Source organism: Gryllotalpicola ginsengisoli DSM 22003, assembly GCF_000419445.1.
GTDB classification, from domain to species: Bacteria; Actinomycetota; Actinomycetes; order Actinomycetales; family Microbacteriaceae; genus Gryllotalpicola; species Gryllotalpicola ginsengisoli.
Genome location: NZ_AULK01000005.1, coordinates 24,059 through 48,169, shown reverse-complemented (window position 1 = coordinate 48,169; position 24,111 = coordinate 24,059). Strand labels below are relative to the sequence as shown.

Here is a 24,111-nt window from a genome sequence, read left to right as displayed (position 1 = left end):
CGGGCGGCCTTCCTCTATGAGAGAACGGATGCCTCCCGCATCCGCCGCCCGTCTTGCACTCCCGTAGGGAGAGTGCCAGAATCGGGGCTAGCACTCATCTCAACCGAGTGCTAACGACATCTTTCGCTGCTACGTCCGGGAGGGACGAGAAACAACATGGCAAAGATCATTGCTTTCGACGAGGAGGCGCGGCGCGGCCTCGAGCGCGGTCTGAACACGCTCGCCGACGCGGTCAAGGTCACCCTGGGCCCGCGCGGTCGCAACGTCGTCCTCGAGAAGAAGTGGGGCGCCCCCACGATCACCAACGACGGCGTGTCGATCGCCAAGGAGATCGAGCTCGACGACCCGTACGAGAAGATCGGCGCCGAGCTGGTCAAGGAGGTCGCGAAGAAGACCGACGACGTCGCCGGTGACGGCACCACCACCGCGACCGTGCTCGCCCAGGCGCTCGTGCGCGAGGGTCTGCGCAACGTCGCGGCCGGCGCCGACCCGATGGGCCTGAAGAAGGGCATCGAGAAGGCGGTCGCCGCGGTGACCGACGAGCTGGTCGCCGCCGCCAAGGAGGTGGAGACCAAGGAGCAGATCGCTGCGACCGCGTCTATCTCCGCCGCCGACAACGAGATCGGTGCGATCATCGCCGAGGCGATCGACAAGGTCGGCAAGGAGGGCGTCGTCACCGTCGAGGAGTCGAACACCTTCGGCACCGAGCTCGAGCTCACCGAGGGTATGCGCTTCGACAAGGGCTTCCTGTCGCAGTACTTCGTCACGGACCCCGACCGCCAGGAGGCCGTGTTCGAGGAGCCCTACATCCTCATCGCCAACCAGAAGATCTCGAACATCAAGGACCTGCTGCCGATCGTCGACAAGGTGATCCAGGCGGGCAAGCAGCTGCTGATCATCGCCGAGGACGTCGACGGCGAGGCGCTGGCGACCCTGATCGTCAACAAGATCCGCGGCATCTTCAAGTCGGTCGCCGTCAAGGCCCCCGGCTTCGGCGACCGCCGCAAGGCCCAGCTGCAGGACATCGCGATCCTGACCGGCGGCCAGGTCATCAGCGAGGAGATCGGTCTCAAGCTCGAGAACGTGACCCTCGACCTGCTCGGCCAGGCCCGCAAGGTCGTCATCACCAAGGACGAGACCACCATCGTCGAGGGTGCCGGTGACCCGGAGCAGATCGCCGGCCGCGTGCAGCAGATCCGCAACGAGATCGAGAACACCGACAGCGACTACGACCGCGAGAAGCTGCAGGAGCGCCTCGCCAAGCTCGCCGGCGGCGTCGCCGTCATCAAGGCGGGCGCGGCCACCGAGGTCGAGCTCAAGGAGCGCAAGCACCGCATCGAGGACGCCGTCCGCAACGCGAAGGCCGCCGTCGAGGAGGGCATCGCCGCCGGTGGTGGCGTCGCCCTGCTGCAGGCCGGCAAGGCCGCGTTCGAGAAGCTCGAGCTCGAGGGTGACGAGGCGACCGGCGCCAACATCGTGCGCGTCGCCATCGCCGCTCCGCTCAAGCAGATCGCGCTGAACGCGGGTCTCGAGCCGGGCGTCGTCGCGGCCAAGGTCGCCGAGCTGCCGTCGGGCCAGGGCCTGAACGCGGCCACCGGCGAGTACGTCGACATGCTCGAGGCGGGCATCATCGACCCGGTGAAGGTGACCCGTTCGGCGCTGCAGAACGCCGCGTCGATCGCGGGCCTGTTCCTCACCACCGAGGCCGTCGTCGCCGACAAGCCGGAGAAGGCCCAGGCCGTCCCGGCCGGTGGCGACCCGACCGGCGGCATGGACTTTTGAGCCCTGAGAACGCGTGAGCGTTCGATGGCTCAAGGTCGGGCAGGCCGCGCTCGAGCGGCCTGACGAGACCTCGTCCGAGTAACAGCGAAAAGGGCCGCTCCCACTTCGGTGGGGGCGGCCCTTTCGTTTCTTCTTGCGCCGGTTCCCGCCCGGCGCGGCGCGGTCGGCGCGGGCGATCCACGCGACCGGCGGCGAGCACGTTGCCGCCTTGCAGGGCGTCGTGCCTACAGCCCGGCGAACATGCGGTAGTTCTGCAGTTCGCTCTCCTGGTACTGGTGCGCGGCGGCGGCGAGCACGCGCTGCAGGCCCGCCATCTGCTCCTCGATGGACTGCTGCGTGGCGCGCCAGTCGCCGAGCACCTTCTGGAAGGCGGTCGACGCCTGCCCCGTCCACGACCCCTGCAGGGCGGTGAGGGTGGCAGTGAGCTGGCTGGCGTTGCTCTGCAGCTGGGCGAGCGCGCCCTGGGCGGTGCGGGTGGCGTCGAGCACGGCGGTGCTGTCGACCTGATAGCTGGTCATCTGGGCCTCCTGGTGTCGGGTGACGGATGCGTGCGAAGGTAGCCCAGCTCCGGCATCCGTCGCCCGCCCGTCGCCGGCGCCTGTGGAGAAGTCGCCGCGCCCGCGCGGCGAGTCAGTCGCCGGCCGGGGCTGCCGCGCCGGGCTCGGCGAGCGGCAGCATCACGCGGAAGGTCGCGCCCCCGCCGGGGGTGTCCACGACCTCGACCGTGCCGTGGTGCGCGCTGACGATCGACGTGACGATCGCCAGCCCGAGACCGCTGCCGCCGGTCTCGCGGGTGCGCGAGGTGTCGGCACGCCAGAACCGCTCGAAGATCTTGTCGCGGATCTGCGGCGGGATGCCCTCGCCGTGGTCGATCACGTCGAAGCCGGCCTTGCGCGCCCCGGGGTCGACCGAGACCCGGATCTCGATCGGGGTGCCGTCGGGCGTGTAGCGCACGGCGTTGCCGATCAGGTTGTTCAGCACCTGGCGCAGCTTGTTGCCCTCGCCCATCACGAGCGCGGGAAGCGTGCGCGGCTCGGGGATGTCCTCGATCGTCAGCGGCATGGTCTCGGCCATTGCGATCTCGGCGCGGCGCGACTGCCCGCGGCGGCGCAGTCTGGCCAGGGCCGAGGCGGTGAAGGCGATCGGTCCCGTCGCGTTCTGCTCGGACTGCGGCCGAGGCGCGACCCGCGTGCCGATGCGCCGGGTCGGGCCCGTCGACGTCTGCGCCTCCACCACGGGCAGCACCGCGGTCGGGGTGGGATCGTCGTGGGAGGCCGACGGACCGGGCTGGGGCAGCGGAGCGGGCGGCAGGTCGGTGACGACCGAGAACCGGCGAGACGGATGCGCGGCGCGGGCGTCCATCGCGGCGTCGTCGGCCAGTGGCAGCAGGTCGACGACGGCGAGCTCCAGCGGGCGCGTCTCGTCGAGCCGGGCGAGCTCGAGCAGGTCCTCGACGAGGCCGCCCATGCGCAGCGCCTCCTTCTCGATGCGGTCCATCGCGCTCGCCACGGCCGCGTCGTCCTGGAGGGCCCCCATCCGGTACAGCTCGGCGTAGCCGCGCACCGAGACGAGGGGGGTGCGCAACTCGTGGCTCGCGTCGCCGACGAAGCGGCGCATCTGGTCGATCGTGCGCGCCCGGTCTTTGAATGCCCGGTCGATGCGCGAGAGCATCGTGTTGAGCGAGCGGTTGAGGCGCCCGACCTCCGTGTTCGGCTCGGCCCCGCCGAGGCGCTGGCTGTAGTCGCCGTCGGCGATGGCCGCCGCGGTGCGCTCGACCTCGCGCAGCGGGGCGAAGGTGGTGGTCACGAGCATGCGGGTGAGGATCGCCCCGACGACGACCACGATCACGCCGAAGCCGAGGAAGATGGTGAGGTAGCTCGCCATCAGCCCGTCGATCTGGGCCGTGGGGGCGGCCACCACCGCGACGCCGGGCTGGTCGGTGGTCTGGATGTGCACCGGAACGCAGCGGGCCCGGAACTGCTGGCTGCCGTCGTTGCTGGACAGGTAGAACAGCCCCGCGTCATTGCAGATCGACTGCAACGACTTCGACAGCGTCGCCTTCACGGCGGGCCGGATGGAGCTCGGGTCGGAGCGCCAGTTGTACTGCACGAGCTTGCCCGCCTCGTCGTACAGCGCGACGAAGTAGCTGCTGGAGCCGCTGTCGTCGGAGGTCACGGCCCCGCTCGACGAGGGGGTCGCGAGCATCGCGTTGATGTTCGACATGCTCGAGGCCGCCCGCAGCTGCTGGTCGAGCTGTTCGATCAGCACCGGCTTGAACAGCAGCGTCGTGCCGACGCCCGACATCAGCAGGCCGAAGGTGAGCACCAGCACGGTCACGCCGGTGATCTTGGTACGCAGCGAGATCGCATTCCAGGCGGCGAGCAGTGAGCGGTGCATGAGCCTCGCCAGGCTAGGTCCGCAAGCTGGGCTTCAGCCCCGGGGTCACTGCTTCCCGGCCTTCAGCATGTAGCCGAAGCCGCGCTTGGTCTGGATGAGCGGCTCGCTCGAGTGCGCGTCGACCTTGCGGCGCAGGTAGGAGATGTAGCTCTCGACGATGCCGGCGTCGCCGTTGAAGTCGTACTCCCACACGTGGTCGAGGATCTGCGCCTTCGACAGCACGCGGTTCGGGTTGAGCATGAGGTACCGCAGCAGCTTGAACTCGGTGGGGGAGAGCTCGATGGGGGTGTCGCCGACGAAGACCTCGTGGGTGTCCTGGTCCATGGTCAGCTCGCCGGCGCGGATGATCGCGTCGTCGTCGGCCTGCATGGTGCGCCGCAGGATCGCCTTGATGCGGGCGACGATCTCGTCGAGGCTGAACGGCTTGGTCACGTAGTCGTCGCCGCCGACAGTGAGACCGGTGATCTTGTCCTCCGTGTCGTCCTTGGCGGTGAGGAAGAGGATGGGGGCGGTGTAGCCCGCGCCGCGGAGACGCTTGGTGACGCCGAAGCCGTTCATGTCGGGCAGCATGACGTCGAGGATGATGAGATCGGGCTCCTCTTCGAGCACCGCCGAGATGGCCTGGGCGCCGTTGGCGACGGCGCGGACCGCGAAGCCGGCGAAGCGGAGGCTGGTGGTGAGCAGATCGCGGATGTTCGGTTCGTCGTCGACGATGAGAATTCGAGGTCCTGCGTTCATGCCGTCCAGTATCTGACTGTTTCCTGGGTTCTGCCAGGAAGGACTTTGAACGCGTCATATGTGGGCTGGGCAATAGGCTCGTAGGCATGACGAACGGACGCGTCGTGATCGTCGGCGGCGGCCTCGCCGCCGCCACGGCGGCGGAGACGCTGCGGGAGCAGGGCTACGAGGGCGACGTGATGATCGTCGGATCCGAACGGCACCTGCCCTACCTGCGGCCGCCGCTCACCAAGGAGTACCTCGCCGACCCCGGCAAGGAGGCCGCCTCGACCTACGTGCACCCGTGGGAGTGGTACACCGAGCACGGCATCCATGTGCTGACGGGCACCCTGGCGGTGGAGCTCGACCTGGGCGACGACGAGGTGACGCTCGACGACCGGTCCTCGGTCCGCTTCGACCGGGCGCTGATCGCCACGGGTGCGAAGCCGCGGCGGCTCACCGTACCGGGCGCCGACGCCGCCGGAGTCTTCCACGTGCGCACGCTCGACGACAGCGAGGAGCTGCGCGACGCCCTCGCCGCCGGCGACCGCCGCGTCGTCGTGATCGGCACCGGGTGGATCGGCATGGAGACGGCCGCCACGGCGCGCGGCTACGGCAACGAGGTGACCGTCGTGGGCCGCGGCGCCGTGCCGCTGGCCGGCGCCATCGGCCCCGAGCTCGGCACCGTCTACAGGCAGCTGCACCGCGACAAGGGCGTGGTGTTCCGGCTGCACCGAGAGGTGCGCGAACTGACCGTCTCCGACGGGCAGGTGACCGGGGTGGCGACCGACGAGGAGGGCGAGGTCATCCCCGCCGACGTGGTGATCGTCGGCCTCGGCGCCGTTCCCAACGCCGAGATCGCCGAAGACGCCGGACTCGCCGTCGACTCCGGCGTGCTCACCGACGCGTCGCTCGCCACCGGCCATCCGAAGGTCTTCGCCGCCGGCGACGTGGCGAACCCGGTGCATCCGGTGCTCGGCCGGCGGCTGCGCAGCGAGCACTGGGCGAACGCGGTCGAGGGCGGCAAGACGGCCGCGCGGGCGATCCTCGGTCAGGAGGTGACCTTCGACGCCGTGCCGTACTTCTACAGCGACCAGTACGACGTCGGCATGGAGTACGCCGGCTACCCGGTGCTCGCCGCCGACACCCAGCCCGTGTTCCGCGGCGACGTCGAGGCGCGGGAGTTCATCGCATTCTGGGTCTCCGGCGGCCGGCTCGTCGCCGGCATGAACGTCAACGTGTGGGACGTCAACGAGGAGATCCAGCAGATCATCCGCAGCGGGCGACCGGTCGACCCGGCCCGGCTCGCCGACGCATCCGTCCCCCTCTCCGACACGTGACGTACCTGCCGCCGCTCGCCTCGCCGGTGCGCCGCATCGGGGCGCGCACCTTCGACTTCTCGCGCCAGGTCGCGGTGATGGCCGTCGTCAACCGCACCCCCGACTCGTTCTACGACCGGGGCCGCACCTTCGCGCTCGACCGCGCCGTCGAGGCCGCCTTGGCGGCGACGGATGCCGGTGCCGACTGGGTCGACATCGGGGGCGTGCCTTTCGCGCCCGGCCCGGAACTGCCGGCCGAGGAGGAGGCGGAGCGCGTCGTGCCGGTCATCCGGGCCGTGCGCGCGGCGAGCGACGTGGTCATCTCGGTCGACACCTTCCGCGCGGAGGTCGCCGAGGCGGCGCTCGAGGCGGGCGCCGACGTGATCAACGACACCACCGGCATCCACGAACCGGGGCTGGCCCGGGCGGTGGCCCGGGCGGGGGCGACGCTCGTGGTGACGCACTCGCTCGCCGCCGTGCGCGGCCACGGGCCGCGCACGCCGTACCCGCGGCCGCAGTACGGGGACGTCGTGACCGAGGTGGCGGCGTTCCTTGAGGAGCGGGTCGCGTACGCGCAGGCCTTGGGCGTGGCATCCGATCGCCTCGTCGTCGACCCGGGCCACGACCTGAACAAGAACACGCTGCACTCGCTCGAGCTCACCCGGCGGCTGTCCGAGATCGCCGACCTCGGACATCCCGTGCTCGCCGCGGTCTCGAACAAGGACTTCGTCGGCGAGGTGCTGGACGCACCACGCGGCGACCGCGTCGAGGGGTCGCTGGCCGCGGCGGTGGTCGCCATCACGAGGGGCGCGCGCATCGTGCGCATGCACAACGTGCGCGAGGCGGTGGCGGCGGTGCGCATGACCGAGGCGATCCTGGGGCTGCGGCAGCCGGCGTACCTGCGACACAATGCGGGGGACGCGGATGAGTGAGCCGCGCATCGACCGGGTGGTGCCGGCGTTCGCCGCGGATGCGAGCGACGAGCAACTGCTGGCCTGGTACGACGAGGGCGCCGCGCACTCCGACGGCCGGCCGTGGGTGCGCATGAACTTCGTCAGCTCGATCGACGGCGCCGTGACGCGCGACGGGCGTTCCGGCGGCCTCGGCACGCCTGCGGACCGGCGCGTGTTCGACCTGCTGCGGCTGCTCGCCGACGTGGTGCTGGTCGGGGCCGGCACCGTCCGCAAGGAGGGCTACGGGGCGATGCGGCTGCCGGACGACGCGGTGCGGTGGCGTCTCGCCCACGGCCTGGCGGCGCAGCCGGTGTTCGCGATCGTCTCGGCCGAGCTCGCCCTGTTCCCCGACACCGCGATCTTCGAGAACGCTCCCGTGCGGCCGCTCGTCTTCACCACCGCCGACGCCCCCGACGACCAGTTCCAGGCGCTCAGCGCCGTCTCCGACGTGGTCGTCGCCGGCGACGACCTGGTCGAGCCGTCGTCCGTCCTCGAGGAGCTGCAGCGGCGCGGGCTGCGGCGGGTGCACTGCGAGGGCGGGCCGACCCTCGCCGGGCTGATGCTCGCCGACGGGGTGATCGACGAGTTCTGCCTGACCGTGACGCCGACGCTCGAGGGCGGCGACGCGGGCCGCATCACCGGGGAGGTGCCGTCGCAGCCGCAGTCGATGCGGCTCGCGCAGGCGCTGCACTCGGAGGGGACGCTGCTGCTGCGCTACGTGCGCGATCGACGCGACGAAACGAGCGCGTAACCCCGCTCGCCTAGCGTTCCGGGCATGGCCCGCACCCTCATCGCCGGCGGCTACCTCGCCACGGTCGACGCCCTCGGCACCGAGCACCCCGACGGCCACCTGCTCATCGAGGACGGCCGCATCGCCGCGGTCGGGGCGGGGCCCGCGCCGGCCGAGCTCGCGGCAGGGGCCGAGGTGATCGATGCGCGCGGATGCCTCGTGACCCCGGGCCTCGTGAACACGCACCACCACCTCTACCAGTGGCTCACCCGCGGCCTCGCGCAGGACGCGATCCTCTTCGACTGGCTCGTCGCGCTCTACCCGCTGTGGTCACGCATCGACGCGGACCTCGTCGGGCGGGGCGCCGCCGCCGGCCTCGCGGTACTGGCCCGCTCGGGCTGCACTACCGTGGCCGACCACCACTACGTGTTCCCGCGCGGCAGCGGCGACCACGTCGGCGCGCTCGTGGAGGCCGCCGCGCTGGTCGGGCTGCGGCTGCACGCGAGCCGGGGCTCGATGGACCTCGGAGCGAGCGACGGCGGGCTGCCGCCCGACTTCGCTGTCGAGCCGACGGATGCCGCGCTCGAGGCGTCCGCAGAGGCGGTCCGCCGCTACCACGACCCGTCTGCGGATGCCCGGGTGCGCATCGTCATCGCGCCGTGCTCGCCGTTCAGCGTCACGACGACGCTGCTGCGCGAGAGCGCGGCCCTCGCCCGCGAGCTGGGCGTAAGGCTGCACACGCACGGCTCCGAGACGCTGGAGGAAGCGGCGTACTGCGCCGAGCGATTCGCCATGGGGCCGACCGACTACCTCGAGTCCGTCGGCTGGCTCGCCGACGACGTGTGGACGGCCCACGGCGTGCACCTCGACGCGCGCGATATCGCCCGCTACGCCGCCTCGGGCACGGGGGTCGCGCACTGCCCCTCGTCCAACGCGCGTCTGGCTGCGGGCATCGCGCCGCTGCGGGCGCTGCTGGATTCCGACGTGCCGGTCGGGCTCGGCGTCGACGGTGCCGCCTCGAACGAGTCGGGGCGGCTCGCGCCCGAGATCCGGCAGGCGGTGCTGATGGCGCGGCTGCGTGACGGGGCGGGCGCCCTCGGCACTCGGCAGGCGCTGCGGATCGCCACGATGGGCGGCGCCCGCGTGCTCGGCCGACAGGACGAGCTCGGTTCGATGGAGCCCGGCAAGCTCGCCGACCTTGCGATCTGGCGCGTCGACGGTGTCGAGCACGCGGGTCTGCCTGACCCGGTGGCGGCGCTCGGGCTCGCCGAGACCCCGCCGCTCGAGCGCCTGCTCGTCGGCGGTCGTACGGTGGTGGAGCACGGTGAGCTCGTGAAAGCCGACTCCCGGCGCCTGGCCGCGGACGCCGCGTCCGCCTCGCTCGAGCTCGCCGCCCGCGCCTGAAGGCCCCTCCCACCTCTTCGAACGGAGCTGCATGACCCCTGCCGCCCGCCCCGTCTACCTCGACTGCGACACCGGCATCGACGACGCCCTCGCGATCGCGTACCTGCTCGCCTCGCCTGAGGTCCGGCTGGTCGGCGTCGGCACGGTGAGCGGCAACACCAGCGCCGCACAGGCGGCGCGGAACTCGCTCGCGCTGCTCGAACTGGCCGGTCACACCGAGGTGCCGGTCGCCGTCGGGGCGCACGATCCGCTCGCCGGCGGCTTCGACGGCGGGGTGCCGCACATCCACGGCCGCAACGGCATCGGTGACGTCGAGCTGCCCGAGCCGACGACGCGCCCGGTCGCCGGCACCGCCGCCGAGCTGCTGCTGCGCCTCGCGCACGAGCACGCGGGACGGCTCGAGGTCGTCACGGTCGGCCCCCTCACCAACCTCGCGCTCGCCCTCGACGCCGAGCCCGGTCTGCCCGCCCTGGTGCGCTCCGTGACGACCATGGGCGGTGCGGCGCTCGTGCCTGGCAATGTGTCCGCCGTGGCCGAGGCGAACATCGCCAACGATCCCGAGGCTGCCCTCTGCGTCGTCGGGACCCGGTGGGACCTCACGCTCGTACCGCTCGATGTCACGCTGGAGCACACGCTCGAGGAATCCGATCGTGCGGCCCTGCTGCAGTCGCAGTCGCCGCTCGCTCAGGCGCTGGGGCGGATGCTCGACCTGTACTTCGACTTCTACCTGCCGTTCTACGGACGTCGCGCCAGTGCGCTGCACGACCCGCTCGCAGCGGCCATCGCCGTAGGCGGCGTGCACGCGACCCGAGCCCCGGCGGTGCCGATCACCGTCGACGCCGGGCACGGCCCCGGGCGCGGACAGACCGTCGTCGACCTGCGCGGCCAGCGGCTCGCCACCGTCGACCACGAGGGCGTGCGCACCCGTGTCGTGCTCGAGACCGACGCCCCGCTCGCGCCGCACCTGATCGAGCGCATCACCGGTGCCGCCGCTGCAACTGGCTGAGGCGTGCCCCGCGGAATGCTACGCCGCGACGGCGTCGAGCGAGCCCGAGTCGAGGATCGTGTACGAGTACCCCTGCTCGGCGAGGAACCGCTGGCGGTTCTGGGCGAAGTCCTGGTCGACCGTGTCGCGGGCGACGAGCGTGTAGAAGTTGGCCGAGAGGCCGGACTCCTTCGGCCGCAGCAGGCGGCCGAGGCGCTGCGCCTCCTCCTGCCGCGAGCCGAACGAGCCCGACACCTGGATCGCCACTGTCGCCTCGGGCAGGTCGACGGAGAAGTTCGCGACCTTCGAGACGACGAGCACCTTGATCTCGCCGGTGCGGAACTTCTGGAACAGCTCCTCCCGCTCCCAGACCGGCGTCGCTCCCGTCAGCTGCGGCGCGTCGAGCACCTGCGCCAGCGTGTCGATCTGGTCGAGGTACTGGCCGATGATGAGGATGCGCTCGCCCTCGTGGCGCCGCACCAGCGCGCGCACGACGTCGAGCTTCGCGGGCGCCGTCGCGGCCAGGCGGTACCGCTCGTCGTCGGCGGATGCCGCGTACTCGAGCCGGTCGGACGGCGGCAGGTCGACGCGCACCTCGTAGCAGGCGGCGGGGGAGATGAAGCCCTGCGCCTCGATCTCCTTCCACGGCGCATCGAAGCGCTTCGGACCGATCAGGGAGAAGACGTCGCCCTCCCGGCCGTCCTCGCGCACCAGCGTCGCCGTCAGGCCCAGCCGGCGCCGCGCCTGCAGCTCGGCCGTGAGCTTGAAGACCGGTGCGGGCAGCAGGTGCACCTCGTCGTACACGACGAGCCCCCAGTCCATGGCGTCCAGCAGGGACAGGTGCGCGTACTGGCCTTTCCGCTTCGCGGTGAGGATCTGGTAGGTGGCGATGGTGACCGGCTTGATCTCCTTGCTCTGCCCCGAGTACTCGCCGATCTCCTCCTCGGTCAGGGTCGTGCGGCGCAGCAGCTCGTCGCGCCACTGGCGGGCGCTGACCGTGTTGGTGACGAGCACGAGCGTCGTCGTCTTCGCCGTCGCCATCGCACCCGCGCCGACGAGCGTCTTGCCCGCGCCGCAGGGCAGCACCACGACCCCCGAGCCGCCCTCGAAGAAGTTATCGACCGCCTTGTTCTGGTAGTCGCGCAGGTGCCAGCCGTCCTCCTTGAGCGCGATCTCATGCGGCGTGCCCGGCGTGTAGCCGGCCAGGTCCTCCGCCGGCCAGCCGAGCTTCACGAGCTCCTGCTTGAGCTGGCCGCGGGCCCACGCCTCCACCGCGAACGTCGTGTCGTCGATGCGGCGGGTCAGCAGCGGGGCGATGCGCTTGGCCGAGGCGACCTCGGTGAGCACCGCCAGGTCGTCGCTCCTCAGGATCAGCTCGCCCTCGTCGTCGCGGGTGATCACGAGCTTGCCGTACCGCCCGACCGTTTCGCGGATGTCGACGGCGACCGACTGCGGGATCGGGAACTTCGAGTACCGCTCCAGCGTGCCCAGCATGTCCTCGGCCCGGTGCCCGGCGGCGCGGGCGTTCCACAGGCCCAGACGGGTGATCCGGTAGGTGTGGATGTGCTCCGGCGCCCGCTCCAGCTCGGCGAAGACGGCGAGGTCGTGGCGGGCGTCTTCCGCCTCGGGATGCGCCACCTCCAGCAGCACGGTGCGGTCGCTCTGGACGATGAGGGGTCCGTCAGCCATAGCCGACGAGCCTACCCCCAGCGCTGCAGAAGACGATGTGAGCGGGCGGGGTGGCGGCCCCCGGGAGTACGTCACGGCGCGGGCGGCGTACGCCGTCGCATCCGTCGCCTTTAGCGAGTTCTGCGGATGTGGGCGCCGCGGCCGCGGAGGACCGTGGTGGTCATGAACTCAGACACCTACACCGCCTACCAGCTCGGCCGCCTGCGGGCCGCCGACGTGGCGCGGGAGACCGAACTGCTGCGCGTGCTGCGCGAGCGGGCGACGGATGCCGGTGCGGCGGCGCCGCGGCCGCGCATCCGCTTCTGGCACGTCCGCCCGCATCGCCACGTCGCCGTGGCCCGTTGAGCGCGGCCTAGGGGGAGCGCACGCCCTTGATGCTCTTGAGCGGCAGGGTGCGCTCGATGTCGGCCTTGCGGTCGCGCCCGCGCAGGCGCCCGCCGCCGACGCCGGTCGGCTCGAGCAAGAAGTCGAGCTCGGAGCCGTCGGGCATGCCCACCGTGACCACGAGCGGCACCCGCGCCTTCACCGCCGTCTCGAGCTGCCGCGACAGCCACGCCTCGGGCGACTGCGAGGCGTCGGACGCCGCCTCGCGCAGGTGGGCGACCAGCTGCGCGGCACGATCGACGGTCGGCACCGCGTCGGTGGCGGGCGCGTGCCGCTTCTTCACCCCGACGATCTGACCGTGCTCGTCTTCGGCGGCGACCGGATATCTGGCGTCGGCCAGCGCCCAGTAGACGACGTCGCGGTCGAAGCGCGACACGAGCTCGTTCGGCCCGGTGCGCACGAAGCCCAGCGCGCCGAAGCTCTGGTCGACCGCGAGGGCGCCGATGAGATCGGGGTCGACGGAGTGCACGCGGCTGCGCATGCGCTCGTCGGAGCCGTTCTTGCGCACCCGCACGAGTCCGTATCGCTTCACCGCCTCGTCGATGAGGTAGTCGAGCGGCTGAGGGATGCCGGTGAGCGACACCGCCGTCAGGAACCGCCGGATCGACTGCGCGCTCTCTCCCGCGGCGATCGCGCGCTCCAGGCTCGCGGCCGTCACCCGGTACGTGGAGGCGAGCGCGCGGCTCTCGACCTCGGCCACGCGCCGCAGGTGCGCGTCGACCGAGGGCGCCAGCGGCCCCGGGCTGACCACGGTGAGGTCGTGCTGCAGGTAGACCTTGTCGACTTCGGCGGGCAGCAGCGCGGCCATGCGATCGGATGCCGCGGCCGGCCCCTCCTCGAGCAGCGCGGTCCCCGCGCTGCCGGGCAGGTAGCCCGCCGTGATGCCGAGCATCTCGCCCGACGCCTCGAAGCGCTCCACCTGCTTGAGCAGCGGCTCGCCGGAGGCGGGGTAGAACCACGCGAGCGTCTCGTGCAACGCGGGACCCCAGGGCGAGTGGGTGCGGGTGCGCAACAGCTCGCGGATGGAGGGGGGCAGCGCGTTCAGCCAGGTCTCGGCCAGGCCTCGCCAACGGGCGGCGGTCGAGCCGGAGAGCCACTCCTCCGCCGCATCCGTCGTCAGCCACAGCGAGCCGTCGCGCGCCACCAGGCCGGCGCGCTCGGCCAGCCACATGGCGGTCGGCACGACGTCGCCCGGGGCGGCCATCGCGGCCGCCAGGCGCCGCCCGTCGGGCAGGCTCAGCCCGCCCTTCTGCAGCTCGCGCGCGGGCTCGCGGTCGAGCTCGCCGAAGAGTTCCGCGAAGGCGCTGACCGCCTCGAACGCGCGCTCGGCGGCGAGCTGGTCGACGCGGGCGCGCTCCGAGTCGGACACGGCGGCCAGCGCGGCGGGCGGCGTCTCGGTGATCAGGGCATCCGTGCTCGGCAGGCCCTCGTGCGGCCAGGCCGCGAGCCGCTCACGCACGGGGTCGTAGGCGACCCATCCCGCCTCGGTGCGCTCGATCAGCGCGCGGTCGGCGAGCAGCTGCAGCCGGGCCGCCGTCTCGTCGTCGTCCTCGTCGACGGGCCGGCCGGTGCTGAGCGCCGCGAGCACGGCCAGCGTAGGGCGGTCGAGGGCGGTGAGGGCGTGCTGCACCGCGGGCGGCTCGAGCAGCGCCTCGGCCAGATCGAAGAAGTCGTCGATGCGCGGTTTGAGCGGCAGCCGGGGCGCGATGAGGGCGGCGAGCTCGACGTCGTCGAGGGCCGCGAGGCGCGAGGCGAGCGTCAGAGTGCTCGTCATCGTCCGCTCCGTCCGCTGTCCGTCACGACCTACTTCGTCGCCCCGGGGTTGAGCCTGCGGCGTTCGATCATGCCCGTCACGAACAGGGCGACGATGCATATCGCGCCGAGCGGCAGGGCAATGAGAGGGAAGACGATGAGGCTGCCGCCCCAGACGGCCGACAGCTTCGCTCCGGTGCCGGCGACCGCGAGAACGATGAGGATCGCGATGACCGACAACCCGATCAGAGCAACGGCGATGTAGGCCAGGATGCGCTGCAGGCGGCCGCTGCTACGTCGGGAATCTTGGGGCACGGAATCAAGGATAATTGACATCGGTCTCAAGACCCCAAGCACGAAAGAGGTTCCGATGCCCACCGGAAGGGTCAAGTTCTACGACGAGGAGAAAGGCTTCGGCTTCATCGCGGGCGATGACGGCCAAGAGGTCTTCCTGCACGCCACGGCGCTGCCCGCCGGCGCGACCGTGAAGAGCGGAACCCGCCTCGAGTACGGCGTGGCCGACGGCAAGCGGGGCGCGCAGGCGCTCTCGGTGCGCGTACTCGACGCCCCGGTCAGCCTCGCCCGCCAGCGGCGCATGAAGGCCGATGACATGGCCGTCGTGATCGAAGACCTCGTGAAGCTGCTCGACAAGATCGGCGGCGACCTGCGTCACGGCCACTACCCCGCCAAGGCGCAGGGCAGCAAGGTCGCGGCGGTGCTGCGCCGCGTCGCGGACGATCTCGATGCCTGACGATTCCGCCGCCCCCGTCGCCGACGAGCTGCTGCTCGGCGCCGTCGACGTCGCGCGCGGCGCGCTGCTCGAGATCACGCCCGCGAACACCGTCGGCGACGTGGCCGGCCATCTCGTCGAAGGCGACGGCGTGCTGTCGCTGCTGTTCGAGAACCGGCTGTCCGGGTACCCCGGCTGGTATTGGACGGTGACGTTGTCGCGTGAGCCGGGGACCGACCGGGTGAACGTGCTGGAGGCCGAGTTGATGCCGGGCGACGGAGCGCTGCTCGCGCCCGAGTGGGTGCCGTGGGCCGACCGGCTCGCCGAGTGGCAGGCGCAGCAGCAGGCGGAGCGCGAGGCGGCCGCCGCGGCCGGGCAGCAGACCGACGGATCCGGCGACGGCGCACCCGACGACGACGCTGAGGACCTCGACGACGAGGACGACCTGGACGAGGACGACCTCGATGAGGACGACATCGACGAGGGCCTCGACGAGGATGTGCTCGACGAGTCGGCGGAGCTCCAGGCCGCCGAGGAGGCGGCGCTCGACGAGTCGGCGGAGCTCCGGGCCGCCGAGGAGGCGGCGCTCGACGAGGACTGATCGCAGACACCCGAACGAGGGCCGCGAGACGTGTAGCATGCAACGCGTTGTGCGACCGCAACGACGCTCACGCCTCCCACGCCACGCCTCAAAGGAGAGATCCTCGCCGTGACCCAGTCCTCCTCGTCCGCGCCCGCCGCCGCGCCCTCCGTGCGCGCCCTCGCCGGCGCCGTCGGCGGATTCTTCGTCGACATGTACGACGTGTACCTGCCCACCGTCGTGCTCGCCCCCGCACTCGCCTACTTCGTGCCGCCCACGATGGGCGCGGCAGGGCAGGCGACGGTGAACGCCCTGATCTTCGTCGCCTCGCTGGTCGGGCGGCCGCTCGGCACGCTGATCCTCGGCCCGCTCTCCGACCGGATCAGCCGCAAGCGCATGGCGCAGGTGTCGATCATCGGCTTCGGCGTCTCGACGGGCGTGATGGCACTCGTTCCCGGCTACGCGACCATCGGCATGCTCTCGCCCGTGCTGCTCATCGCGCTGCGACTGCTCGACGGCATCTTCCTCGGCGGCCAGTACACGGCGGCCAACCCGCTGGCCCTCGAGCATGCGCCCGTGAACAAGCGCGGCCTCTACGGCGCACTGCTGAACATCGGCTACCCCGTGGCCCTCGCCGTCATCACGATCGTCTCGCTGATCCTGCTGGCGATCTTCCCCGTCGGCGACGCGACCAGCGCGTACGCGACGACCGGATGGCGCTTCGCCTTCCTCTTCGGCTGCGCCCTGTCGATCCCCGTGTTCATCCACTTCACCCGCAACGTCGAGGACTCGAGCGAGTTCAAGCGGGTCGAGGAGGAGGTCGAAGAGGGCGCCGAGGCGCGTCAGCGCCCGCTGCGGGAGCTGTTCAGCGGGCGCTACGCCCGCACCATCGTGGTCGGCATGATGATGTCGTGCGGCGCCTGGGCGACGCTCGACGGCACGGTCGGCGTGTACTCGGCGCACTTCAAGGCCATGGAGGTCAGCCCCACCCTGATCAGCGCGTCGCTCCTGGTCACGGCGCTCGTCGGCGCCGTCGCCTACCCGGCGATCGGCCGGCTCACCCAGCGGGTGGGTCGCGGCCGGGTCATCTTCACGCTCGGCCTGATCAACCTCGTCGTGGCCACGATCGCCTTCGGTGTCGCGGTCGCGGTGCACCAGTCGAGCGCCGCCTTCGCCGTGGCGACCTTCTTCGCCAACCTGCCCGGCATCCTCGTCTGGGCCACGATCACGACGTTCATCAACGAGCTGTATCCGACGCGCATCCGCTCGACCGGGTACGGCGTCACGCACTCGGCGACGAGCATCATCCCCGCCTTCTACACCTATTACATGGGCTGGCTCGCGCACCTGATGCCGTACGAGTTCACCCCGATCGTGATCGCCGGCATCGGCGCGGTGCTGCTCACCGTGGCCGGCCTGCTGGCACCCGACGTGCGCACCAAGCACATGTCGGAGATCACCGGCACCGAGACGGGGGAGCGGGTCGCGCTCGCCGCGTGAGGGCGGGCGGCCCGGGCATCCGTCTTAGGCCGCGCCCTCAGCCGAGGTGCTCGACGACGTACTCGATCGAGGCGATCAGCCGGGCGACGTCCTCGGGCTCGATCGAGACGAAGCTCGCCACGCGCAGCTGGTTGCGGCCGAGCTTGCGGTACGGCTCGGTGTCGACGATGCCGTTCTCGCGCAGCGCCTTGGCGACGGCCGCCGCGTCGATCCCCTCGAAGTCGATGGTGACGACCACCTGCGAGCGGTCGGCGGGGTCGGCGACGAACGGGGTCGTATAGGGCGTGGCCTCGGCCCAGGCGTACAGCTGGTCGCTGGACTGCTTGGTGCGCGCCGAGGCCCAGGCGAGCCCGCCGTTGCCGTTGATCCAGTTCAGCTGCTCGTCGAGCAGCACGAGGGTCGCGACGGCGGGCGTGTTCAGGGTCTGGTTGAGGCGTGAGTTGTCCAGCGCCTGCTTCAGGCTCAGGAAGTCGGGGATGTAGCGATCGGATGCGGCGAGCCGCTCGATCCTCTCGATCGCGGCGGGCGACACAGCCGCCAGCCACAGACCGCCGTCCGACGCCAGGTTCTTCTGCGGCGCGAAGTAGTAGACGTCGGTCTCGGCCACGTCGAAGTCGATGCCGCCCGCGGCGCTCGTGGCGTCGATGACGGTGAGGGCGCCGTCGTCCCCGGCCACCCGCGAGATGCGCGTGGCGACCCCGGTCGAGGTCTCGTTGTGCGGCCAGGCGTAGACGTCGACGCCGGAGATCGGGCGCGGCTGCGCGCTCGCGCCGCCGGGCGCCTCGATGACGTCGGGCGCCTCGAGCCAGGGGGCCTTCGCCGCCTTGGCGAACTTCGAGCCGAACTCGCCGAAGGCGAGGTGCTGCGACCGCCGCTCGATGAGCCCGAACGAGGCCGCGTCCCAGAACGCGGTGGAGCCGCCGTTGCCGAGGATGATCTCGTAGCCCTCGGGCAGGCGCAGCAACTCGGCGAGACCCTCGCGCACCCGGCCGACCAGGGACTTCACCGGGGCCTGCCGGTGGGAGGTGCCGAGCAGGTCGACCGCGCGGGTGGCCAGCGCGTTCACCGCCTCCTGGCGGATCTTCGAGGGGCCGCATCCGAAGCGGCCGTCGGCGGGCAGGAGGTCTTCGGGAAGGGCGATGCTCGGCATGCCACCGAGTCTATTGGCGCGGCCTGTCCAAGGCCCGCACGCCTGCGGACCTTGCGCCACCGCTACCGGATAGGCTGGAGGGCAGGCTCGATGTCAAGAGCAGCTTGGCCTGACTTTGAGGGGACACGGATGACGGATCTGGTCGACACGACAGAGATGTATCTGCGCACCATCCTCGACCTCGAGGAGGAGGCGATCGTTCCGCTGCGCGCGCGCATCTCCGAGCGTCTCGGCCACTCGGGGCCGACCGTGTCGCAGACCGTGGCGCGTATGGAGCGCGACGGCCTCGTCATCGTCTCGGGCGACCGGCACCTGGAGCTCACCGACGAGGGCCGCCGCCGGGCGGTGCACGTCATGCGCAAGCACCGGCTGGCCGAGCGGCTGCTCTCCGACGTGATCGGCCTCGACTGGGAGTACGTGCACGATGAGGCCTGCCGGTGGGAGCACGTGATGAGCGAGCAGGTGGAGGACAAGATCCGCCAGATGCTCGGCGACCCGACCGAGTCCCCGTACGGCACGCCCATCCCCAAGATGGACGACGAAGGGTACGCCCTCTCGTCGGTGTTCCTGAGCGGCGTGACGAGCGCGGCGGCGGCCGTCGCCGCCGGCGAGCCGGTCACGGCGCAGGTCCGGCGGCTGGGCGAGCCGGTGCAGTTCGACCCCGAACTCCTGGCGCAGCTGCGCCAGGCGGGGGTGGTGCCCGGCAACACGGTGACCGTGTCGCCGGCCGGCTCCTATGTGCTGGCCCAGGTCGAGGGATACGGCGAAGGTCTGGAGCTGCCCCACGAGGTCGCGAGCCACATCTTCATCGCTGCCTGAGCGGCCCGTCGGGCGCCTCCTGCGAGTTCCGGCACCGGGTGCCACGAGGGTTCTCGACACCCCCGTTCGCGGATGTGACATTTCCGTTATATTCCTCTACCCTCGGTGGAGTCGAAAGGCCAGAAACCGGCCGCTAGACCCCGGAACGTGACGCTCCATACCCCGTCGCTCGATCCGGGAAACCGAAGCCCTCCCCACGGGCCCAAGACACGATGGACGGGGACGCGTGTGCGTCGGAGCGCCCCGGAGGTCCCCTTGGCAGAACTCGACGGAACGAACGGCTCGATGACGCGTCGCCAGGCGCGGGAGGCTTACGAGGCTCGCAATGCAGCGAGCGTTCCGGCCGCCGGAGCCGATCGGAATCCGGCGACTCCTGCGGTCCCGGCCGGTGCCCCGAAGCGCCGCCGCGGCCTCAAGATGTTCGCCAACGCATTCGTCCTTCTCGCCGCCGGCGGCATCGTGGCGACCATCGCCATCCCGGCCTACGCCATGAACCCCAGCACGCAGGGGCAGGGATCGTTCGGGCCCACCGTGATCGACTCGCTGAAGAAGACGGATGCGCAGTCCGTCAGCATCGACCGCACCGCAGCCCACCCCAAGTCGACGCAGGACGCCTTCGGCGCCACCTCGACCGCGCAGATCGCCGCAGCCGAGCAGGCCGCGGAGCAGGCCAAGCAGCAGGCCGCCGCCGTCGCGGCGGCGAAGGCCGCGGCGAAGACGGTCGCCACCTACCAGGCCTCGTACACCGGCCCGAGCGCCGCCGACTACCTGAGCAACCCCGACCACCCGGCCTTCAGCCTCGCCAGCGTCTTCGCCACCGCGAAGAAGTACATCGGCACCCCCTACCAGCTGGGCGGGTCGACCCCGGCCGGCTTCGACTGCTCGGGCTACGTCATGTTCGTGTACGCCCAGTTCGGCGTCTCGCTGCCGCACTCCTCGTCGGCGCAGGGCCAGATCGGCCAGACCATCTCGGTCGACGCGGCCGAGCCGGGCGATGTGATCGCCCTCGACGACGGGTCGCACGTCGGGTTCTACGCCGGCCGCGACGCCGACGGCAACGTGCTCATCCTCGACGCCCCCAAGCCCGGCGGCTCGGTGAGCATCCGCCCGATGTGGACCTCCGCGTACCACATCCAGCGCTACGGGATCTGACGCGCGAGGAGCTCTGCCGGGTGACCGCAGGGTTGCGGGCGCGCGCGGCCGGAGGCATCCGTTGCGTTAAATTCTCGAGACGACACGTCACGAGTTGCTCTGCAGCACATACGAGATCGGGGCGCGCTGGGTTACTCTGGCCCGGTCAGCGCGCCGCAGCCGGCGGCGTGCGCGGGCGGGAGACGGCCATGAGCGCATCCACCGAGAGCAGCACGCGCGGCCTGCGCGTGTGCCCCGGCGTGCGCGTGTCCCGCTCCCACCTGCACCACCGTCACCATCTGCACCACGTGCAGCACTTCTGCCCGCAGGCGGATTATGTCGGCGTCGCCCTTGTGGCGGCGCCTTCGTCGTTAATGCGGGCGCTTCCCGTCGTCGCGGCCAGCCAGGTCGCGCGAACGTCAGCAGAAGGAGTCCCAGTCCCATGCGCACCCTCGTCCTGAATGCCGGATACGAGCCCCTCGCCGTCGTCTCGTTCAAGCGAGCGCTCGCCCTCGTGATGAATCACAAGGCGACGATCGTCGAGGTCGACGTGGGCCACCCGGTGTTCGGCATCTCGGGGGCATGGGACCGGCCGAGCGTGATCCTGCTCACCCGCTACGTGCGCCTGCCGCACAGCCGCCTGGTGCCGGTGTCGCGACGCGGCGTGCTGCGACGCGATGCGCACCGCTGCGCGTACTGCGGCAAGCCCGCTTCGACCATCGACCACGTGATGCCGCGCTCACGCGGCGGCGAGGACAGCTGGGAGAACCTCGTGGCCTGCTGCCTGCGCTGCAACAACGTGAAGGGCGACCGCACCCCGGCGGAACTCGGCTGGCAACTGCGCTTCACGCCGCACATGCCGCACGAGCCGTCGTGGATGGTGCGCGGCAGCGAGCACCTCCTGCCGGAGTGGGAAGGGTACCTGCAGCCTCAGGCCGCCTGAGACGGCGGGCGGCGCCCGCGCGCCGTTCACCCCCCATTAACGGCGCGCGCCTACGGTGCGGCCGCATGGACGTGCTGATGGTCGTCATCCTCGTCATCGTGCTGGGCCTCGTGTTCGACTTCACGAACGGCTTCCACGACACCGCCAACGCCATGGCCACCTCGGTGGCCACCGGCGCGCTCAAACCCCGGGTCGCGGTGCTGATCTCGGCCGTGCTCAACCTGGTCGGCGCCTTCCTCTCCACCGAGGTCGCCTCGACCGTGTCGGGCGGCATCGTCAAAGAGGGCTCCGCGGGGGTGCAGATCACGCCGGCGATGATCTTCGCGGGGCTCGTCGGCGCGATCATCTGGAACCTCGCCACCTGGTACGTGGGCCTGCCGTCGAGCTCGACGCACGCCCTCTTCGGCGGGCTGATCGGCGCGGCCATCGTCGGCAGCGGCTTCCAGGCTGTGGACTGGTTCAACGTCATCTCCAAGATCGCGCTGCCCGCGCTGTTCGCCCCGATCGTCGCGGGCATCGTCGCCCTGGTGGCGACCTACGCGGCCTACACGATCACCCGGAGGGCGACGAGCCAGGGCGCCGAGGCGGGCTTCCGGCACGGCCAGACGGTGTCGGCGTCGCTGGTCTCGCTCGCGCACGGCACGAACGACGCGCAGAAGACCATGGGCGTGATCACGCTGACGCTGGTCGCCGCCGGATATCAGAAGTCGGGGACCACGCCGCACATCTGGGTCATCATCGCCTGCGCGCTGGCCATCGCGGCGGGCACCTATTCCGGCGGCTGGCGCATCATGCGCACGGTCGGCAGGCGCATCACCGACGTCGCCCCGCCGCAGGGCTTCGCCGCCGAGGCGAGTTCGGCGGCGACGATCCTCGTCTCCAGCCATCTCGGCTTCCCGCTGTCGACCACGCAGGTCACCTCGGGCGCGATCGTGGGCTCCGGCTTGGGCAAACGGCTCGCGTCCGTGCGATGGGGCACGTTCGGGCGGATGGCTCTCGCCTGGCTCGTGACGGTGCCGGCGGCCGCGCTCGTGGCGGCGGTCGCAACCTTCATCGTGAAGACCGGCACCGTCGGCCTGATCATCACCGCGATCGCCGCGATCGGCGGCATGGTCGCCTTCTACCTGCTCTCGCGGCGCCACCCGGTGACCCACGAGACGGTCAACGAGGACGAGGACGTGCTGGCGAGCAAGCCGGTCGCGGCACAGGGAGGTGCGAAGTGAGCGGAATCGACTGGGGTGCCCTCGGCACGGAGTTCGTGCTCTCCCTCGTATTCGCCGGGGGAGCGGTCGCGATCTATGCGCTCGGCCTGCGCCTGCTGGCGGTGGGCGCGCCGCCGGAGCTGCGGCTCGAGACCGCCGCGGTGCGCACCGAGCACGTGGCCGACGGCGAGATCGAGACCCCGCATCGCCGGCCCGCCGTCGCGTCGTTCGCGGCCTACCTGTGCTTCGCCATCGACATCGCGGTCGTGCTGTACGGGCTGTACATGATCATCCCGCAGTTCCACTAGCGAGCACGGCCGCGCAGACGAGCGTCAGCGAGCCGCGGTAGCGGATGAAGGTGCAGGTGTCGGCGGTCAGGTCGAACCCGGGACCGCGGTCCTGCGGGGCGCCGTAGTAGCGGGCCCCTAAACTGGAGGCGCCTGCCTCTGTAGCTCAATGGAAGAGCAGCTCCGTCCTAAGGAGAGGGTTGGGGGTTCGAGTCCCTCCAGGGGCACCCTTTTCCGGGTCCCGATGCGATCGGCTTGACGCGGTCGAGCCCCCAATGTACAACGGCCTTGTTGTACAAGGAGGGGGTTGTGATGTCGGAGCCCGATGCGCGCCTGGACCGGGCGTTCCACGCGTTGAGCGACCCGACCCGCCGCGCGCTGATCGCGCGGCTGTCGCGCGGCCCCGCCACGGTGGGAGCGCTGGCCGAGCCGTTCCCCTACACGCAGCAGGCGATCTCCCGTCACCTCCAGGTGCTCGAATCGGCGGGCCTGGTCACGCGCTCCCGGAAGGGTCAGCAGCGCCCCTGCCATCTCGCCGTCGGCGCGCTGGAGGAGCTGACGGGGTGGCTCGATCGCTACCGCAGGGAGGCGGAGGAGCAGTACCGCCGGCTCGACGCCGTGCTGGCCGAGACGGATGCTTCGCCGCGCCAGTCGCCCTCCACTCCCGACGAAGAGGGAAAGGGCCGCCGATGAACGACGACGCCTCGACGTCCGTCACGGTGACGCCGCCCTACCTGGAGCTCAGCAGGGAGTTCGGGGCACCGGTCGCGGCGGTGTGGCGGGCGACCGTCGATCCGGAGCTGGTGGTGCGCTGGCTGGGCCCCGCACGCAACACCACGCGCGTGGAGCGGTGGGAGATGCGCACCGGCGGCAGCTACCGGTACCTGCAGATCACGCCCGACGGCATCGAGCAGGCCTTCCGCGGGGTGGTCCACCGCATCGTGGAGGAGCGCTCGAGGGTGCAGACGTTCGAGTGGGAAGGCGCGCCCGACCAGGTGGCCTTGGAGTACACGTCTTTCGATGACCTCCGTGACCGCACCCGCCTGCGCACCCGCACGGTGTTCCCGTCGACCGAGGCGTTGGAGCAAGCCCTGATCAACGGCATGGAAGCCGGCATCCGCGAGTCGCTGGAACGCCTCGCTCGAGTCGCACGGGAGATCTGATGGCGGACGGCAACAACCACCGGGCGGCCAGCCTGCCCGACGCACCCGATCCGGCCCTGCGCCGGCTGGAACCACTCGTCGGCACCTGGGAGATCTCCGGGTCGCTGGTGCAGGGCCGGGTCCGCTTCGAGTGGATGACCGGCGGCTTCTACCTGGTGCAGCACGTCGAGCTGGCCCGTCCGGGGCGAGAGCTCATCGGCGTCGAGTACATCGGCTACGACGAGGACACCGGCACGCTGCGCTCGCACTTCATGGACAACCACGGCGCCGATTTCACCTACACCTGGGATGTGCAGGGCCGCGAGCTCTACACCTGGTTCGGGCAGAAGGGTTCTGACAACTTCTTCCACGGCCGCTTCAGCCAGGACGGCGACCGCTACGACGGCGCGTGGCAGTGGCCCGACGGCCACGGCGGAACCGGCGGATACAGCGCGACCGGCATCCGAGTCGGCGTGCCGTAGGGACGGATGCGCGCGGCCCCCGTTCGGGTGACG

Annotated in this window: 25 protein-coding genes and 1 tRNA gene; 19 read left to right on the top strand and 7 right to left on the bottom strand. The window is 71.2% G+C overall.

Annotated elements, in window-relative coordinates; all coding sequences use genetic code 11:
• Positions 1-156: 156 nt before the first annotated feature.
• A complete protein-coding gene (gene groL / locus H563_RS0110180; protein WP_022882503.1) occupies positions 157-1,782 on the top strand; it encodes a chaperonin GroEL in 1,626 nt (541 codons plus the stop codon).
• 224 nt (positions 1,783-2,006) lie between these two features.
• Here groL and H563_RS0110175 read toward each other — a convergent pair whose 3' ends face one another.
• The 3 genes from H563_RS0110175 to H563_RS0110165 all read right to left on the bottom strand — a co-directional run bounded on the left by H563_RS0110175 (position 2,007) and on the right by H563_RS0110165 (position 4,917).
• The gene (locus H563_RS0110175; protein ID WP_022882502.1) at positions 2,007-2,300 is read right to left on the bottom strand and encodes a WXG100 family type VII secretion target; all 294 of its coding nucleotides are present in this window, start codon (positions 2,298-2,300) and stop codon (positions 2,007-2,009) included.
• Positions 2,301-2,412: 112 nt separating this feature from the next.
• Positions 2,413-4,179: a sensor histidine kinase gene (locus tag H563_RS0110170; protein ID WP_022882501.1), complete on the bottom strand. Its 1,767-nt coding sequence runs from the start codon at positions 4,177-4,179 to the stop codon at positions 2,413-2,415.
• Between the two features lie 45 nt (positions 4,180-4,224).
• Positions 4,225-4,917 carry a response regulator transcription factor gene (locus H563_RS0110165; protein WP_022882500.1) on the bottom strand — a complete coding sequence of 231 codons (693 nt, stop codon included), beginning with the start codon at positions 4,915-4,917 and terminating at the stop codon, positions 4,225-4,227.
• A gap of 86 nt (positions 4,918-5,003) precedes the next feature.
• Here H563_RS0110165 and H563_RS0110160 point away from each other — a divergent pair, with 86 nt between their 5' ends.
• The 5 genes from H563_RS0110160 to H563_RS0110140 are packed head-to-tail and all read left to right on the top strand — an operon-like array spanning position 5,004 to position 10,308.
• Positions 5,004-6,236, top strand: a complete 1,233-nt coding sequence (locus tag H563_RS0110160; RefSeq protein WP_022882499.1) for an NAD(P)/FAD-dependent oxidoreductase — start codon at positions 5,004-5,006, stop codon at positions 6,234-6,236.
• A complete protein-coding gene (gene folP, locus H563_RS0110155; protein WP_022882498.1) occupies positions 6,233-7,147 on the top strand; it encodes a dihydropteroate synthase in 915 nt (304 codons plus the stop codon). Before H563_RS0110160 ends, folP begins: the two co-directional genes overlap by 4 nt.
• A complete protein-coding gene (locus tag H563_RS0110150) occupies positions 7,140-7,919 on the top strand; it encodes a pyrimidine reductase family protein (protein ID WP_022882497.1) in 780 nt (259 codons plus the stop codon). The genes folP and H563_RS0110150 overlap by 8 nt, the downstream gene beginning before the upstream one ends.
• A gap of 24 nt (positions 7,920-7,943) precedes the next feature.
• Complete coding sequence (locus H563_RS0110145) at positions 7,944-9,302, top strand: 8-oxoguanine deaminase (RefSeq protein WP_022882496.1); 1,359 nt, start codon at positions 7,944-7,946, stop codon at positions 9,300-9,302.
• A gap of 31 nt (positions 9,303-9,333) precedes the next feature.
• Positions 9,334-10,308: a nucleoside hydrolase gene (locus tag H563_RS0110140; RefSeq protein ID WP_022882495.1), complete on the top strand. Its 975-nt coding sequence runs from the start codon at positions 9,334-9,336 to the stop codon at positions 10,306-10,308.
• An 18-nt stretch (positions 10,309-10,326) separates the two neighbouring features.
• Here H563_RS0110140 and H563_RS0110135 read toward each other — a convergent pair whose 3' ends face one another.
• On the bottom strand, positions 10,327-11,976 hold the full coding sequence (locus H563_RS0110135; RefSeq protein WP_022882494.1) for a DNA repair helicase XPB: 1,650 nt from the start codon (positions 11,974-11,976) through the stop codon (positions 10,327-10,329).
• A 162-nt stretch (positions 11,977-12,138) separates the two neighbouring features.
• Between H563_RS0110135 and H563_RS0110130 the strand changes: the two genes are divergently transcribed.
• Positions 12,139-12,321: a hypothetical protein gene (locus H563_RS0110130; RefSeq protein ID WP_155865175.1), complete on the top strand. Its 183-nt coding sequence runs from the start codon at positions 12,139-12,141 to the stop codon at positions 12,319-12,321.
• A gap of 7 nt (positions 12,322-12,328) precedes the next feature.
• Here the strand turns inward: H563_RS0110130 and H563_RS0110125 are convergent, their stop codons facing one another.
• Positions 12,329-14,134 (bottom strand): helicase-associated domain-containing protein, encoded by a 1,806-nt coding sequence (locus H563_RS0110125; RefSeq protein ID WP_022882492.1) that lies wholly within the window; start codon positions 14,132-14,134, stop codon positions 12,329-12,331.
• Positions 14,135-14,163: 29 nt separating this feature from the next.
• Positions 14,164-14,427 carry a hypothetical protein gene (locus tag H563_RS0110120; protein ID WP_155865173.1) on the bottom strand — a complete coding sequence of 88 codons (264 nt, stop codon included), beginning with the start codon at positions 14,425-14,427 and terminating at the stop codon, positions 14,164-14,166.
• 55 nt (positions 14,428-14,482) lie between these two features.
• Between H563_RS0110120 and H563_RS0110115 the strand changes: the two genes are divergently transcribed.
• The 3 genes from H563_RS0110115 to H563_RS16135 all read left to right on the top strand — a co-directional run bounded on the left by H563_RS0110115 (position 14,483) and on the right by H563_RS16135 (position 16,922).
• Positions 14,483-14,863 carry a cold-shock protein gene (locus H563_RS0110115; RefSeq protein WP_022882490.1) on the top strand — a complete coding sequence of 127 codons (381 nt, stop codon included), beginning with the start codon at positions 14,483-14,485 and terminating at the stop codon, positions 14,861-14,863.
• Positions 14,856-15,443 (top strand): DUF3027 domain-containing protein, encoded by a 588-nt coding sequence (locus tag H563_RS16140; RefSeq protein WP_022882489.1) that lies wholly within the window; start codon positions 14,856-14,858, stop codon positions 15,441-15,443. Before H563_RS0110115 ends, H563_RS16140 begins: the two co-directional genes overlap by 8 nt.
• A 108-nt stretch (positions 15,444-15,551) precedes the next feature.
• Positions 15,552-16,922 carry an MFS transporter gene (locus H563_RS16135; RefSeq protein ID WP_022882488.1) on the top strand — a complete coding sequence of 457 codons (1,371 nt, stop codon included), beginning with the start codon at positions 15,552-15,554 and terminating at the stop codon, positions 16,920-16,922.
• A gap of 37 nt (positions 16,923-16,959) precedes the next feature.
• Here the strand turns inward: H563_RS16135 and serC are convergent, their stop codons facing one another.
• Entirely contained in the window at positions 16,960-18,072 is a 1,113-nt protein-coding gene (serC, locus tag H563_RS0110100; RefSeq protein ID WP_022882487.1) for a phosphoserine transaminase, read from the bottom strand.
• A 129-nt stretch (positions 18,073-18,201) separates the two neighbouring features.
• Between serC and H563_RS0110095 the strand changes: the two genes are divergently transcribed.
• The 9 genes from H563_RS0110095 to H563_RS0110055 all read left to right on the top strand — a co-directional run bounded on the left by H563_RS0110095 (position 18,202) and on the right by H563_RS0110055 (position 24,078).
• A complete protein-coding gene (locus tag H563_RS0110095; protein WP_022882486.1) occupies positions 18,202-18,891 on the top strand; it encodes a metal-dependent transcriptional regulator in 690 nt (229 codons plus the stop codon).
• Positions 18,892-19,308: 417 nt separating this feature from the next.
• Positions 19,309-20,043, top strand: a complete 735-nt coding sequence (locus H563_RS17440; protein WP_022882485.1) for a C40 family peptidase — start codon at positions 19,309-19,311, stop codon at positions 20,041-20,043.
• Between the two features lie 421 nt (positions 20,044-20,464).
• Positions 20,465-20,965, top strand: coding sequence for an HNH endonuclease (locus H563_RS0110085; RefSeq protein ID WP_022882484.1), 501 nt, complete (start codon positions 20,465-20,467; stop codon positions 20,963-20,965).
• A 65-nt stretch (positions 20,966-21,030) separates the two neighbouring features.
• Positions 21,031-22,188: an inorganic phosphate transporter gene (locus tag H563_RS0110080; RefSeq protein WP_022882483.1), complete on the top strand. Its 1,158-nt coding sequence runs from the start codon at positions 21,031-21,033 to the stop codon at positions 22,186-22,188.
• The gene (locus tag H563_RS16125) at positions 22,185-22,475 is read left to right on the top strand and encodes a hypothetical protein (protein WP_022882482.1); all 291 of its coding nucleotides are present in this window, start codon (positions 22,185-22,187) and stop codon (positions 22,473-22,475) included. The genes H563_RS0110080 and H563_RS16125 overlap by 4 nt, the downstream gene beginning before the upstream one ends.
• A 134-nt stretch (positions 22,476-22,609) precedes the next feature.
• A tRNA-Arg gene (locus H563_RS0110070) sits at positions 22,610-22,681 on the top strand.
• Between the two features lie 85 nt (positions 22,682-22,766).
• Positions 22,767-23,147, top strand: coding sequence for an ArsR/SmtB family transcription factor (locus tag H563_RS0110065; protein WP_027479322.1), 381 nt, complete (start codon positions 22,767-22,769; stop codon positions 23,145-23,147).
• Complete coding sequence (locus tag H563_RS0110060; protein ID WP_022882480.1) at positions 23,144-23,617, top strand: SRPBCC domain-containing protein; 474 nt, start codon at positions 23,144-23,146, stop codon at positions 23,615-23,617. Before H563_RS0110065 ends, H563_RS0110060 begins: the two co-directional genes overlap by 4 nt.
• A complete protein-coding gene (locus H563_RS0110055; protein WP_022882479.1) occupies positions 23,617-24,078 on the top strand; it encodes a DUF1579 family protein in 462 nt (153 codons plus the stop codon). The genes H563_RS0110060 and H563_RS0110055 overlap by 1 nt, the downstream gene beginning before the upstream one ends.
• The last annotated feature ends 33 nt before the right edge of the window (positions 24,079-24,111 follow it).